The following is a 13,894-nucleotide window of genomic DNA, read 5'->3' on the forward strand; positions in this document are numbered from 1 at the left end:
GCGCACGGGGTAGGGATCGCCTCCTCGGGTGCGGGCGCCGCCCCCCGGGCCGACGACACTTTGTCCTTACATTCGAACTTGCTGGTGAAATAATGTCTTAACAAAGTCTTGACAGTGGGCGTCCCAGGGGATTGGATCCGGTCCCAGCAGCGCAGCAGCAGCCCGGTTCCGGCGGCCCCGGCCCCCGCAACCCGGCGACCGGCCCACCCTGTCGCACAGTGAGGTGCAGGAACGATGGACAGCTCTTCCCCCTCCCGCTCCCGCAGAACCGCACCGGTCGTGGCCGTGGCCGCGGCCCTCGCCCTGGCCGTCGCGGGCTGCTCCAGCAGCTCCGGCGGCAAGAAGGCCGAGGAAGGAGGGGACGACGCCTCCGCGGGCAAGGCCACGACGCCCCGGATGACGGTGGCCCTCGTGACCCACCAGTCGCCCGGCGACACCTTCTGGGACATCGTCCGCAAGGGCGCCGAGGCGGCCGCCGCCAAGGACAACGTCAAGCTGGTCTACTCGGCCGACCCCAACGCCGGCAACCAGGCCACCCTGATCCAGAACGCCGTCGACCAGAAGGTCGACGGCATCGCCGTCACCCTCGCCAAGCCCGACGCCCTCAAGGACGTCATCGCCGAGGCGAAGGCCGCGGGCATCCCCGTCGTCGGCCTCAACTCCGGTGTGAGCGAGTGGAAGAAGCTCGGCCTGCTGGAGTTCTTCGGCCAGGACGAGACGGTGGCGGGCGAGGCCCTCGGCAACAAGCTGAACACGCTCGGCGCCAAGAAGGCCGTCTGCGTCATCCAGGAACAGGGCAACATCGGCCTCACCCAGCGCTGCGACGGGGTGAAGAAGACGTTCTCCGGCTCCCTGGAGAACCTCTACGTCAACGGCACCGACATGCCGTCCGTGAAGTCGACGATCACCGCCAAGCTCAAGCAGGACTCCGCCGTCGACCACGTCGTCACGCTCGGCGCCCCCATCGCGCTGACGGCCGCGCAGTCGGTGTCCGAGTCGGGCGGCAAGGCGAAGGTCGCCACCTTCGACCTGAACAAGGAACTGACCGGCGCCATCAGCGAGGGCACCATAGAGTTCGCGGTCGACCAGCAGCCCTACCTCCAGGGATACCTGGCGATCGACTCGCTGTGGCTGTACAAGAACAACGGCAACTACATGGGCGGCGGCGAGCAGCCGGTGCTGACCGGCCCCGCCTTCGTCGACGAGTCCAACGTCGAGGCGGTCGCCGCGTACGCCGCGAAGGGCACCCGGTGATGAGCATGACCCCGCACGCCGGGCCGGCGGTGACCACACCGCCGGCCTCCGGCCCGAAGGAGACCGACGGCCGGACCGCTCGACGCCCCCTGGCCCTGCGCCTGCTGGCCCGGCCCGAGGTCGGGGTCTTCCTCGGCGCCGTCGCGGTGTGGGTGTTCTTCCTCTTCGCCGCGCCGCCGGTGCGCGACGGCAGCTCGATGGCCAACATCCTCTACCAGTCCTCCACCATCGGGATCATGGCGCTGCCCGTGGCCCTGCTGATGATCGGCGGCGAGTTCGACCTCTCGGCCGGCGTCGCCGTGATCAGCTCGGCGCTCACCGCCGCCATGCTCAGCTACCAGCTGACGCTGAACGTGTGGACGGGCGTGATCCTCGCCCTGGTGTTCTCCCTGGGCGTCGGCCTGTTCAACGGCTGGATGCTGATCAGGACCGGCCTGCCGAGCTTCCTCGTCACCCTCGGCACCTTCCTGATCCTCCAGGGCGTCAACCTCGCGGTGACCAAGCTGGTCACCGGGAACGTCGCCACCGACGACATCAGCGACATGGACGGCTTCAGCCAGGCCCGGTCGGTCTTCGCCTCCTCCTTCGACGTCGGCGGGGTCCAGGTGAAGATCACCATCGTGTGGTGGCTGGTCTTCGCGGCCCTGGCCACCTGGGTGCTGCTGCGCACCAGGTACGGCAACTGGATCTTCGCGGTCGGCGGCGACAGGGAGAGCGCCCGGGCCGTCGGCGTCCCGGTCACCTTCACCAAGATCTCCCTGTTCATGCTGGTCGGCTTCGGCGCCTGGTTCGTCGGCATGCACCAGCTGTTCTCCTTCAACACCGTGCAGTCCGGCGAGGGCGTCGGCCAGGAGCTGATCTACATCGCCGCGGCCGTCATCGGCGGCTGTCTGCTGACCGGCGGCTACGGCTCCGCGATCGGCCCGGTCTTCGGCGCGTTCATGTTCGGCATGGTGCAGCAGGGCATCGTCTACGCCGGCTGGAACCCCGACTGGTTCAAGGCCTTCCTCGGCGTGATGCTGCTCGGCGCCGTCCTGATCAATCTGTGGGTCCAGCGCACGGCGACCCGGAGGTGACCCCCATGACGAACGAGAACACCGGCACGCACGGCGCCGTCCTCGCGGACACCCCGCCCCCGGACGGGGACCGCCCCCTGGTCGAGCTGCGCCACGCGGGCAAGTCGTACGGCAACGTCCGCGCCCTGCACGGCGTGAGCCTGACCGTGCACCCCGGCGAGGTCACCTGCGTCCTGGGCGACAACGGCGCCGGCAAGTCCACCCTCATCAAGATCATTTCCGGGCTGCACCGGCACACCGAGGGCGAGTTCCTCGTCGACGGCGAGAGGGTCCGCTTCTCCACCCCGCGCGAGGCGCTCGACCGCGGGATCGCCACCGTCTACCAGGACCTCGCCACCGTGCCCCTGATGCCGGTGTGGCGGAACTTCTTCCTCGGCTCCGAGCTGACCAAGGGGCCCTGGCCCGTCCGACGCCTCGACATCGACCGGATGAAGAAGACCGCCGACCGGGAACTGCGCGACATGGGCATCGTCCTGGACGACCTGGAACAGCCCATCGGCACCCTCTCCGGCGGTCAGCGCCAGTGCGTCGCCATCGCCCGCGCCGTGCACTTCGGCGCCCGCGTCCTCATCCTGGACGAGCCCACCGCCGCCCTCGGCGTCAAGCAGTCCGGCGTGGTGCTGAAGTACATCGCCGCCGCCCGCGACCGCGGCCTCGGCGTCATCTTCATCACCCACAACCCCCACCACGCCTACATGGTCGGCGACCACTTCAGCGTCCTGCGCCTGGGCACCCTCGAACTCTCCGCCTCCCGCGACCGGGTCAGCCTGGAGGAACTCACCAACCACATGGCGGGCGGCGCCGAACTCGCCGCGCTCAAGCACGAACTGTCCCAGGTCCGCGGCGTCGACGTCGAGGAGCTCCCGGAGGAGGAGGACCTCACCGCGCCCGTGGCGAAGACCGGCGACGGAACGGCCTGACACGGCCCCCGCCCGGCACCCGTCCCCTACGCTCGGGGCGTGGACGACACCGGAGTGCGCCTGGAGGCCGACGCCACCGCGTCGGCCTCCGCGCTGTCGCTGCGCCCGTGGCGCCCGGCGGACGCGGCCGGCCTGGCGGAACTGTTCGCCGACCCCGCCGTGCGCCGCTGGTCGAGCGCGACCGTGGCGGACGAGGCGGACGCGCTGCGCTGGGTGCGGGAACAGCGGCGGGGCTGGGAGACGGGCCGGCGCCTCGCCTTCGCCGTCCTGGAGGTCCGGCCCGGGGACGACGGGGGGCGGCCGGCCGGTCACGTCGTCCTCAAGGACCCGCACGGCCCGGCACCGGAGGTCGGCTACTGGACCGCGGCCCACGCCCGCGGCCGGGGCGTGGCCCCCCGGGCGCTGGGCGCCCTGACGGACTGGGCCTTCACCGCCTTCGCCGGGCTGAGCCGCCTCGCCCTGCTGCACCAGGCGGACAACACCGCGTCCTGCCGGGTCGCGGAGAAGACCGGCTACGGCTTCGACGGCCTGCTGCCGGCCGCCCCGCCCGAGTTCCCGCTCGACGGGCACGTGCACGTGCGCAGGCGCCCCGCGTAAGGGGCGCCGCGGCGCGGGCGTGCCGTCACGCCGTCAGGTCCCGCACGCCGTCAGGTCCCGGGTGAACACCACCCGTGGCTGTCCCGGCCCGTTGTACTCCTCCTCCAGCCGCACCGCGAAGCCGAGGCGGCGGTGGAAGGCGACGGAGACCTCGTTGCCGGGCGTCGTGATCGCCTTGAGCCGGACGGCGCCCTGGGCGCGGGCCGCCCCGGTGAACGCCTCGTACAGGGCGCGGCCCAGCCCGGTGCCGCGCGCGTCGTCGCGGGTGGCGACCAGGTGGACGTAGCCGGTGCGGTCCGGGGTGACGAAGCCGATGAGGTAGCCGAGGACGCCGTCCGCCGTGCGGGCGACCAGGCACGTGGAGCCGAACTCGTGGACCAGCGGCAGCAGGTGCAGGGCGCGCAGGTCACGCTCGCCCCAGTAGCGGTGGTGGTCGGCGAGGGCCTGCCGGATGTCGGTGACACGGGCGGGCGTGACGGTGACGGACATGGCGCCGATCATGGCAGAAGGGGCCTGACGGGACCCGGGCCGTACCGGCCCGCGGGCGACGGCGCCGACGGGCAGGGACACGGGGGCGCTCCTATGCTGGTGCCGATGGGCCGCACGCGGCCCGTGCCTGCCGCCGGTGCGGCTGTGGCCTGCGGCGAACGTCTCCTCGTGGGGAGTGAGCCCATGACACGTCCGCGCCGTCGACCGTGCAGGGGTCTCGTCGTGGCAGCCGCGGTGGGAGCACTGGTCGCGCCGGCCGCGGGCGGCGCCTCCCGCGCGCTGCCGTACCCGGCCGGCGCCGTCGTCCCGGCCGCCTCCCCGACGCCGTCGCCGTCCGGCGACGAGGTCCGCGACCTCACCCCCGCCGTCCGGAGCCGGATCGACCGGGCCGTGCGGCGGGTCATGGAGCAGGCGGAGGTCCCCGGCGTGAGCGTCGGCGTCTGGACGCCCGACGGCCGGTACGTGAAGTCCTTCGGCGTCGCCGACAGGAGCACCGGCGAGGCGATGCGGCCGGACCTGTTCACGCGGATCGGCAGCGAGACCAAGACGTTCACCGTGACCGCGCTGCTCGAACTGGTCGACGAGGGGCGGGTCGGCCTCGACGACACCGTCGACCGGTACGTCGACGGCGTGCCGAACGGCTCCCGGATCACCCTGCGCCAGCTCGCCGGCATGCGCAGCGGGCTGTTCAACTACTCCGAGGACGAAGCCTTCTTCAAGGCCCTGACGGCCGACCCGCGACGGGAGTTCACCCCGCGGCAGCTGCTCGGCTACGCCTTCGGGCATCCCGTGCTGTTCCCGCCCGGCCAGAAGTTCGACTACAGCAACACCAACCTGATCCTGCTCGGCCTGGTCGTCGAGAAGGCGGGCGGTCAGGCGCTCGGTGACTACATCCAGGAGCACGTCCTCGACCCGGCCGGCCTGGACGACACGCTCTTCCCGAAGGGCGACGAGTTCCCCGAGCCGCACGCCCAGGGCTACACGAACCAGACCGCGACCGGGAAGGTCGAGGTGTCCACCGACTGGAACCCCTCCTGGGGCTGGGCCGCCGGGGCCATGATCTCCACCCTGGAGGACCTGCGCGTCTGGGCCCGCACGGTGGCCACCGGTCAACTGCCCGACGGCGAGCGGCTGATCAGCCCGGCCACCCAGGAACAGCGGCTGACCACCCCGCCGTCCACCGTCCCCGGCGCCGGTTACGGCCTCGGCATCTTCGACGTGCGGGGATGGATCGGCCACAACGGCTCCCTGCCGGGCTACGAGTCCCTGACGATCTACCTGCCGTCGGCGCGGACCACCCTCGTCGTGGTGCTGAACACCGACATCGACCACAAGAACCAGGAACCCAGCACCCTGTTCGGCGACGCGATCACCACGATCATCTCCCCGGACCACGTCTTCGACCTGCCGGCGCAACCCGCGGCGACATGAGGGGACCCACCGGACCGGTCGCCCGGAGGGCGGGCCGGTGTGCGGCCCCGCCGGGTGGGCCCGCCGGGGGCGGCCCTCGCCGGGCGGATCCACGGTGGGCGGCCTGCGGTGGGCGGCCTGCGGTGGGCGGGTCCACGGCGGGGCCCGCCTCCTCGTGTCGTCCGCGGGCGTCCTCCGTCAGGAGGCCCGCACCTCCGCGATCGTGACCGGCCGGTGCTCGTGCAGCGACAGCGTGCACGCCTCCGCGATCCAGCCGGCCTCCAGGGCGTCCTCGATCGTGCAGGGGGAGGGCCGGGCGCCGGCCACCACCTCGGTGAACGCGGCGAGTTCGGCGCGGTAGGCGGCGGTGAAGCGGTCCATGAAGAAGTCGTGCGGGGTGCCGGCCGGGAAGCTCGCGCCGGGCTCCACCGACCGCAGCGGCAGCCTGTCCTCCAGACCCACCGCGATGGAGTCCCGGAAGCCGTGGATCTCCATGCGGACGTCGTAACCGCGGGCGTTGTGGCGGGAGTTGGAGACCACGGCGATCGTGCCGTCGTCCAGGGTGAGGACCGCGCCCGTGGTGTCGGCGTCACCCGCCTCCTTGATGTACCCGGCGCCCCGGTTCCCGCCGACCGCGTACACCTCCGTCACCTCGCGGCCCGTCACCCAGCGGATGATGTCGAAGTCGTGCACCGAGCAGTCCCGGAAGATGCCGCCGGAGGCGGCGACGTACGCGGCGGGCGGCGGCGCCGGGTCCAGGGTGGTCGAGCGGACCGTGTGCAGCGCGCCCAGCTCACCCGAGCGCACGGCCGCCCGCGCGGCGGCGAAGCCGGCGTCGAAGCGGCGGTTGTAGCCGATCTGGACGGGCACGTCGCCGTCCCGGACGGCCGCGAGGACCTCGACGCCCTCGCCCATGGTCCGGGCGACCGGCTTCTCGCAGAAGACCGGCACGCCGGCCTCGACGGCGGCCAGGACCAGACCCGGGTGGGCGTCGGTCGCGGCGGCGATCACCACACCGTCCACCCCGGCGGCCAGCACGGCCTCGGGGGAGTCCGCGACCTCGGCGCCGAACCGCTCCGCGGCGGACTTGGCGGCCTCGGTGAACGGGTCGGCGACGACGAGCGACTCGACGGCGTCGAGTCCGAAGAGGGTCTCGGCGTGGAAGGCGCCGATGCGGCCGAGGCCGAGGATTCCGATGCGCATGCGGTTGCAGCTCCTTGAGGTTCCGCCGGATGGCGGGGGAGGGGTCCCGGATCCTGTCTGTCCGGCGAACGGGTCTGGTCGAGACCGCCGAGCACGTTCTGGTCCCAGTCGATCACCGAACCGGTCACCACGCCGGACCGCTCGGACAGCAGGAACACCACGAAGTCGGCGGTCTCGTCCGGCCGGCCGGGCCTGCCCGTCGGCAGCCGCGCGGCCGCCCGTTCGCGCCAGTCGTCGCCGGCGCCGTGGAAGGCGCGCCGGGTCGCGTCCTCGCCCTCGGTCGTCGTCCAGCCGGTGTTCAGGCCGTTGACGCCGATCCGGTCGAAGCGATGGGCGTGCGCCGCGATGGGGGGTCCCCCCGCGCGAGCCAGGCCGAGCGTGGGGGAGGGTCAGACCGACCAGCCCGGCCTTGGCGGCGACGTACGGGGCGAGGAACGGCTGTCCGCCGTGCGCCGACGACGTGATGATGTCGACGACCGTGCCGGGCGCGCCGCGGCCCAGCATGTCCGCGACGGCCGCCTGCAGGGCGAAGAACGGCGCCTTGAGGTTGATCGCGATGCGCTGGTCGAACAGCTCGGGTGTGGTGTCCAGCAGCGTGCCCCGCGCGGTCAGCCCGGCGGGGTTCACCAGGCAGTCGACCCGGCCGTGCGCCTCGACCGTCCGGGTGACGGAGGCCTTCGCCCGCCCGGCGTCCGCCAGGTCGGCCCGCACGAACACCGCCGTGCCGCCCGCGGCCGCAGGCTCCGTCACCAGGGCCTCACCCGGCTCGGGGCGCCGGCCGGTGACGGCCACGACCGCGCCCTCGCGGACGGCGGCCCGCGCGACGGCGGCGCCCAGGCCCTGGCTGCCGCCGTTGACCAGGACGGCCTTGTCGTCGAGAAGTCCCACGGGTCCGGCCTCCCCTCAGCTCGCGCGCCGTTCGGCGCCGGCCCGCAGCTCGTCCCGCAGGGCCCGCGGTGTCCGGCCCTCGCGCAGCGCCCGCCGGACGGTGTCCGCCTGCGAGGGAGGGGCCAGGCCGTCGACCGGCGGGTCGCTGTCGAGGTTGGTGGGGAAGGGGTAGCCCTCGGCGCTCGCCGCGATCACCCGCTCCAGCCAGGCCCCGTCGACGCCGTCGGCCGCCCGCTTCAGCAGCACGGGGTAGACCGCGTTCGCCACCGCCTCGCGGTCCACGGTCTCCATGGCCCGGCCGAACGCGGACGACACCTGCAGCAGGTTGGCCGTGCGGCGGATGCCGGCCGAGCGGTTGGCGCCGGCGGCGTGGAAGAGGGCCGGGTTGAAGAACACGGCGTCGCCCTTGGCCAGCGGCAGCTGGACGTTCCGGGCGTCGAAGTACGCCCGGAACTCCGGCAGCCGCCACGCGAGGTAGCCGGGCTCGTACTTCTGCGAGTGCGGCAGGTACATCGTCGGGCCGGACTCGACGGGCATGTCGCAGTGCGCCACCGCGCCCTGGAGCGTGAGCACGGGGGAGAGGCGGTGCACGTGCGCCGGGTAGGCGGCCGCGGCCTCGTTCAACAGGAACCCCAGGTGGTAGTCGCGGTGCGCGGTCTGGGCCGTGCCGCTCGGGTTGACCACGTTGACCTGGGAGGTGACCTGGTAGCCGGGGCCGAGCCAGGCGGTCGAGACCAGGGCGAGCAGGTCGTTGGCGTAGTAGTCGGCGAACGCCTCGGGGTCGAGGAGCGCGGCCTTCTCCAGGGCGTTCCAGACACGGTCGTTGGCGCCCGGCCGGGCGAAGTGGTCGCCGGCGGCGGCGCCCGAGGCGCGCTGCTCGGCGATCAGGGTCTCGAAGACGGCGGTGAGCCGGTCGACGACGGCGGGGTCGGGGAAGGCGCCCCGCAGGACGACGACGCCGGGGCCGTCGGCGAGCGCGCGGACCAGCTCGTCGCGCACCGACGGCGCGTCGGCGGCCCGCAGCCGGTCCCCGTCGTAGACGAGGGCGTTGTCCTCCACCGACGCGGCGTACGGGTAGTCGGCGGGGTTTGTAGCGCGCTCCACGAGTGTGCGGAAGGCGTCGAGGTCGCAGTCCCGTTCGGACAGCCGGGCGGGAAGGCCTGCGTGAGTGAAGGACATCGTCGTCCCTTCGGTCGCGGGGAGCTGCGCTGTGCTGCGCTGTGCTGTGCTGTCATTCTTGTCAGCACAAAGCCCTCGAACAACCGGCAGCGAGCCGTCAAAAACCCCTCAAGAACCCCCTCGAGACGTCGGGACGACCTTCCAGGAGACCGCTGTGGGCCACCCCTTCCCGATCCGTGAGATCGCACGTCAGGCCGGCCTGAGCGAGGCCACCGTGGACCGGGTCCTCAACGGCCGGGGAGGGGTGCGCGCGTCCACCGCGCAGGAGGTGCGCCGGGCCATCGCCGACCTCGACCGGCAGCGCACCCAGGTGCGGCTCGTCGGCCGCACCTTCATGGTCGACGTCGTCGCCCAGGCGCCGGAACGGTTCACCTGCGCCGTGCGCACCGCCCTGGAGGCCGAACTGCCCTCCCTGCACCCGGCCGTGCTGCGCTCCCGCTTCCACTTCCGCGAGACCGGCCCCGCCGCGGACCTGGTCGCCACGCTCGACCGGATCGCCCGGCGCGGCTCCCAGGGCGTGATCCTCAAGGCGCCGGACGTCCCCGAGGTCACGGCGGCCGTCGGCCGGCTGGCGGCCGCCGGCGTCCCCGTCGTCACCCTCGTCACCGACCTGCCCGCCAGCGCCCGCCTCGCCTACGTCGGCATCGACAACCGGGCCGCCGGCGCCACCGCCGCCTACCTCATGGGCCAGTGGCTGGCCGGGCGCCCCGGCCACGTGCTCACCAGCCTCAGCAGCGGTTTCTTCCGCAACGAGGAGGAGCGCGAGATGGGCTTCCGCAGCGCGATGCGCGCCCGGCACCCCGAGCACGCCCTCGTCGAGATCGCCGAGGGCCAGGGCCTGGACGCCACCCAGTACGACCTCGTGCGCGCCGCCCTCGACCGGGACCCGGACATCCGCGCCGTGTACTCCATCGGCGGCGGCAACATCGCCACCCTGCGCGCCTTCGCCGACGTCGGCCGCGCGTGCGAGGTGTTCGTCGCCCACGACCTCGACCAGGACAACACCCGTCTGCTGCGCGAGCACAGGCTGTCCGCCGTCCTCCACCACGACCTGCGCCAGGACATGCGGGAGGCCTGCCACGTCGTGATGCGGGCCCACGGCGCGCTGCCGCCCGCGGGCCCCGTCGTGCCGTCGCCGATCCAGGTGGTGACGCCGTACAACATGCCTGCGGCGCCGTCGGCCTGACCGACCGTCAGGCCCGTTCGGCGGTCCGGTGCCCGCCGGCCTGTGCCGGCCTGACCGGTCGTCCGGCGCGCGCCGGCCCGCGCCGGCCGTCCGGTCTACGCCGGCCGCACGTCCTCCCACGTCCCGCTGCGCGCCGACCGCGCCATCGCGTCCAGCGCGGCCGCGCTGCGCACGGCGTCCGTGAGCGTCGCCCCGTACGGCGTGCCCTCCGCGATCGAGCGCAGGAAGCGGTACGCCTCGATCACCTTCAGGTCGTCGTAGCCCATGGCGTTCGCCGCGCCCGGCTGGAACGCGCCGAACTCGCCGGCGCCCGGTCCGACGTACACCGTGCTGACCGGCTGGTCCTGGTACGTCGTGCCGCGGCTGACGGCCAGCTCGTTCATCCGGCGGAAGTCCCAGAGGACGGCGCCCCGGGTGCCGTGCACCTCGAAGCCGTAGTTGTTCTGCTCGCCGACCGAGACCCGGCAGGCCTCCAGGACGCCGCGGGCGCCGGAGGCGAAGCGCAGCAGACAGCTCACGTAGTCCTCGTTCTCGACGGGGCCGAGGACGCCTCCGGGGGCCAGGGCGTGACCGGCCGTCGCGCCGGCGGGACGGGCGCGCCGGGGGATGAAGACGGCGGTGTCGGCGGTCAGCGAGGTGATCTCGCCGAGCAGGAAGCGGGCCAGGTCGGCGCCGTGCGACGCCAGGTCGCCGAGCACCCCGCTGCCCCCGCGCTCCCGCTCGTAGCGCCAGGTCAGGGCGGAGTCGGGATGGGCGGCGTAGTCGCTGAACAGCCGGATGCGGACATGGGTGACCGTGCCGATCTCCCCCGAGGCGATCAGCTCGCGGGCCGCCTCCACGGCGGGCGCGTTGCGGTAGTTGAAGCCGACCGCGCCCTGGACGCCCGCCTCGGCGACCGCGTCCGCGACCGCCCGGGCGTCGCCGGCCGTGAGACCCACCGGCTTCTCGATCCACAGGTGCTTGCCCGCCCCGGCCATCGCGACGCCGATCTCGCGGTGCAGGAAGTTCGGCGCGGTGACGCTGACCGCCCGCACCCGCGGGTCGGCGGCGACCTCGCGCCAGTCGCGGGTCGTGGCGGCGAAGCCGTACCGCGCGGCGGCCTCCTCCGCCCGCCCCGGCACCTCATCGGCGACCAGGACCGGTTCCGGGCGTACGGTCAGCCGCGGGAAATGGTGGAGCACGCGCGCGTAGGCCTGTGTGTGCACGCGCCCCATCCAGCCGAACCCGACGACCGCGACCCCCAGCGCATCCACCATGGCAGCCCCTCTGTGGACCGGTCCCGCACCTTGTCCAGGTCACCCTGGGCGGCGCTCTCCCGGGATGTCAACCAGCACCGCCGCCGCCCCCGGACCGCGGGGAACGGTCCGGGGCGGGTGGGCGGCGCCGGCGCCGACCGGGCGCGCGGTGTCGCCCCGATCCTGCCCGCCATACGGCAAACAAAATTGTTGACAATCTTGTTTGGCTAGATTTAGGTTCGACAGGCACTCACTCAGGGAGGGCACGATGCCGAAAGAAGCCCGTCCGAGCACCGGGGAGCAGGCCAAACAGCACGCGCTCGCGCAGCTGCGGCAGGCGATCCTGCACGGCGAGATGGCTCCGGCGCAGCGGCTGGTGGAGAACGAGCTCGCCGAGCAGTTCGGTGTGACGCGGGCCAGCATCCGCGCGGCGCTCATCGACCTCGAGTCCCAGGGGCTCGTGGAGCGGATCCGCAACCGCGGCTCACGGGTGCGGGTGGTGACCGTGGACGAAGCGGTCGCCATCACCGAGTGCCGCATGGCCCTGGAAGGGCTGTGCGCGGCGAAGGCGGCCGTCGCGGCCAGCGACGAGCAGCTGGGTCAGCTGACCGAGCTCGGCACGGCGATGACCAAGGCGGTCGCCGACGGGGAGCCGGTCACCTACTCGGACCTCAACCACGAACTGCACGTCCGCATCCGGGAGATCTCCGGTCAGCGGACGGCGCAGGAGCTGCTGGAGCGGCTCAACGCCCAGCTGGTGCGTCACCGCTTCCAGCTGGCGCTGAGGCCGGGGCGCCCGCAGCAATCCCTGAACGAGCACCTGACCATGATCGAAGCGATCCGGGCCAGGGACCCGCAGGCGGCCGAGACGGCCGTCCGCGCCCACCTCACCAGCGTGATCGAGGCGCTGCGCGACTGAGCCGCAGTCACCGTGCACGACGCGCAGGGGCGGGCGCCCACCTGTCACCAAGGAGATGTCACCCATGACCCAGGCCAACGCGCCCGCCACCCCACGATCGACCCTCGTCGTCACCGCCCACGCCGGGGACTTCGTGTGGCGTGCGGGCGGCGCCATCGCCCTGGCCGCCTCCCGGGGGGAGAAGGTCACCATCGCGTGCCTGACCTTCGGCGAGCGCGGCGAGTCCGCCAAGGCGTGGCGCGAGGGCAAGAAGCTCGACGAGATTAAGGCGATACGCCGGGACGAGGCCGAACGCGCCGCCGCCGTCCTCGGCGCCGAGGTCCGCTTCTTCGACGCGGGCGACTACCCGCTGGTCGCCACCGCCGAGCTGACCGACCGGCTCGTGGCGGTCTACCGCGAGACCCAGCCCGACGTCGTGCTCACGCACCCGACCGAGGACCCCTACAACGGCGACCACCCGGCCGCCAACCGCATGGCCCTGGAGGCCCGCGTCCTCGCCCAGGCCATCGGCTACCCGGGACCGGGCGGGATCATCGGCGCGCCGCCCGTCTTCTACTTCGAGCCGCACCAGCCCGAGATGAGCGGCTTCAAGCCCGAGGTGCTCCTCGACATCACCGAGGTGTGGGAGACCAAGCGCAAGGCCATGGAGTGCCTCGGCGCCCAGCAGCACCTGTGGGACTACTACACCGACCTCGCGGTCCGCCGGGGCGTCCAGCTCAAGCGCAACGCCGGCCCGAACCTGGGCCTGGCGCACCGGACCATGGCCGAGGCGTACATGCGTCCCTACCCGCAGATCGCGAAGGAGCTGGCGTGAGCGGCGTGATCGTCACCGGCCCGCCGAAGGCGGACCTGAAGGACGTCGACGCGCTGGCCGGCTTCGGCGTGGCGACGGTGAGCGAGGCCATGGGGCGGACGGGCCTGCTGGGCCCGGAGATCCGCCCCGTCCAGCAGGGCGTGCGCGTCGCCGGCACGGCCGTCACCGTGCTCAGCTGGCCCGGCGACAACCTCATGATCCACGCGGCCGTCGAGCAGTGCGGCGAGGGCGACGTCCTGGTGGTCACCACCACCTCGCCGTCCACCGACGGCATGTTCGGCGAGCTGTTCGCCACCGCGCTGAAACAGCGGGGCGTGCGGGGCCTGGTGATCAACGCCGGCATCCGCGACACCCAGGAGCTGCGCGAGATGGACTTCCCGGCCTGGTCCCGGGCGGTCTCGGCGCAGGGCACGGTGAAGGCCACCGGCGGCTCCGTCAACGTGCCCGTCGCCGTCGACGGCCAGGTGATCCGCCCCGGCGACGTGATCCTCGCCGACGACGACGGCGTGGTGGTGGTCCCGCGCGAGCGCGCCCGCGCCACCGTCGAGGCGTCCGAGGCCCGCGAGGCCAAGGAGGCCAGGTCCCGCGCCGCCTTCCTCGACGGCGAACTCGGCCTGGACCGCTACGGGTTGCGCGACACGCTCAAGCGGCTGGGGGTCGAGTACAAGAGCTACGAGGAGTACACCGGCGAGGGGGCGGGGTCGTGACCCGCGTGCCCGAGGAG

The 13,894-nt window shown here is 73.1% G+C and carries 13 protein-coding genes and 1 pseudogene; 9 read left to right on the forward strand and 5 right to left on the reverse strand.

Features of this window, described 5'->3' with window-relative positions; translation table 11 throughout:
- Positions 1-234: 234 nt before the first annotated feature.
- The 4 genes from ACH4F6_RS06165 to ACH4F6_RS06180 are packed head-to-tail and all read left to right on the forward strand — an operon-like array spanning position 235 to position 3,847.
- Entirely contained in the window at positions 235-1,254 is a 1,020-nt protein-coding gene (locus ACH4F6_RS06165; RefSeq protein WP_397958683.1) for a sugar ABC transporter substrate-binding protein, read from the forward strand.
- On the forward strand, positions 1,254-2,330 hold the full coding sequence (locus tag ACH4F6_RS06170) for an ABC transporter permease (protein WP_397958684.1): 1,077 nt from the start codon (positions 1,254-1,256) through the stop codon (positions 2,328-2,330). The genes ACH4F6_RS06165 and ACH4F6_RS06170 overlap by 1 nt, the downstream gene beginning before the upstream one ends.
- 5 nt (positions 2,331-2,335) lie before the next feature.
- Entirely contained in the window at positions 2,336-3,250 is a 915-nt protein-coding gene (locus ACH4F6_RS06175) for an ATP-binding cassette domain-containing protein (RefSeq protein ID WP_397958685.1), read from the forward strand.
- Positions 3,251-3,289: 39 nt separating this feature from the next.
- Positions 3,290-3,847, forward strand: coding sequence for a GNAT family N-acetyltransferase (locus ACH4F6_RS06180; protein ID WP_397958686.1), 558 nt, complete (start codon positions 3,290-3,292; stop codon positions 3,845-3,847).
- 33 nt (positions 3,848-3,880) lie between these two features.
- On the opposite strand, the gene ACH4F6_RS06185 is transcribed toward ACH4F6_RS06180, so the two are convergent.
- Positions 3,881-4,336, reverse strand: coding sequence for a GNAT family N-acetyltransferase (locus ACH4F6_RS06185; RefSeq protein ID WP_397958687.1), 456 nt, complete (start codon positions 4,334-4,336; stop codon positions 3,881-3,883).
- A 183-nt stretch (positions 4,337-4,519) separates the two neighbouring features.
- Here ACH4F6_RS06185 and ACH4F6_RS06190 point away from each other — a divergent pair, with 183 nt between their 5' ends.
- Positions 4,520-5,767 (forward strand): serine hydrolase domain-containing protein, encoded by a 1,248-nt coding sequence (locus ACH4F6_RS06190; RefSeq protein ID WP_397958688.1) that lies wholly within the window; start codon positions 4,520-4,522, stop codon positions 5,765-5,767.
- Between the two features lie 177 nt (positions 5,768-5,944).
- Here ACH4F6_RS06190 and ACH4F6_RS06195 read toward each other — a convergent pair whose 3' ends face one another.
- From ACH4F6_RS06195 to ACH4F6_RS06205, 3 genes and pseudogenes are all read right to left on the reverse strand, one after another.
- Positions 5,945-6,949: a Gfo/Idh/MocA family oxidoreductase gene (locus ACH4F6_RS06195; RefSeq protein WP_397958689.1), complete on the reverse strand. Its 1,005-nt coding sequence runs from the start codon at positions 6,947-6,949 to the stop codon at positions 5,945-5,947.
- Between the two features lie 77 nt (positions 6,950-7,026).
- A pseudogene (locus tag ACH4F6_RS06200) lies at positions 7,027-7,837 on the reverse strand (SDR family oxidoreductase); the annotation flags it as partial.
- A 15-nt stretch (positions 7,838-7,852) separates the two neighbouring features.
- Positions 7,853-9,016, reverse strand: coding sequence for a phytanoyl-CoA dioxygenase family protein (locus tag ACH4F6_RS06205; protein WP_397958690.1), 1,164 nt, complete (start codon positions 9,014-9,016; stop codon positions 7,853-7,855).
- Between the two features lie 154 nt (positions 9,017-9,170).
- Between ACH4F6_RS06205 and ACH4F6_RS06210 the strand changes: the two genes are divergently transcribed.
- Positions 9,171-10,202, forward strand: a complete 1,032-nt coding sequence (locus tag ACH4F6_RS06210) for a LacI family DNA-binding transcriptional regulator (RefSeq protein ID WP_397958691.1) — start codon at positions 9,171-9,173, stop codon at positions 10,200-10,202.
- A gap of 95 nt (positions 10,203-10,297) precedes the next feature.
- Here the strand turns inward: ACH4F6_RS06210 and ACH4F6_RS06215 are convergent, their stop codons facing one another.
- A complete protein-coding gene (locus ACH4F6_RS06215; protein ID WP_397958692.1) occupies positions 10,298-11,458 on the reverse strand; it encodes a Gfo/Idh/MocA family protein in 1,161 nt (386 codons plus the stop codon).
- A gap of 247 nt (positions 11,459-11,705) precedes the next feature.
- On the opposite strand from ACH4F6_RS06215, the gene ACH4F6_RS06220 reads away from it, so the two are divergent.
- From ACH4F6_RS06220 to ACH4F6_RS06230, 3 genes are all read left to right on the forward strand, one after another.
- Entirely contained in the window at positions 11,706-12,356 is a 651-nt protein-coding gene (locus ACH4F6_RS06220) for a GntR family transcriptional regulator (RefSeq protein WP_397958693.1), read from the forward strand.
- A 64-nt stretch (positions 12,357-12,420) separates the two neighbouring features.
- The gene (locus tag ACH4F6_RS06225; protein ID WP_397958694.1) at positions 12,421-13,170 is read left to right on the forward strand and encodes a PIG-L deacetylase family protein; all 750 of its coding nucleotides are present in this window, start codon (positions 12,421-12,423) and stop codon (positions 13,168-13,170) included.
- The gene (locus ACH4F6_RS06230) at positions 13,167-13,877 is read left to right on the forward strand and encodes a 4-carboxy-4-hydroxy-2-oxoadipate aldolase/oxaloacetate decarboxylase (RefSeq protein WP_397958695.1); all 711 of its coding nucleotides are present in this window, start codon (positions 13,167-13,169) and stop codon (positions 13,875-13,877) included. The genes ACH4F6_RS06225 and ACH4F6_RS06230 overlap by 4 nt, the downstream gene beginning before the upstream one ends.
- Positions 13,878-13,894 lie beyond the last annotated feature (17 nt).

It is taken from the genome of Streptomyces sp. NPDC017936, from assembly GCF_044328485.1.
GTDB lineage: Bacteria > Actinomycetota > Actinomycetes > Streptomycetales > Streptomycetaceae > Streptomyces.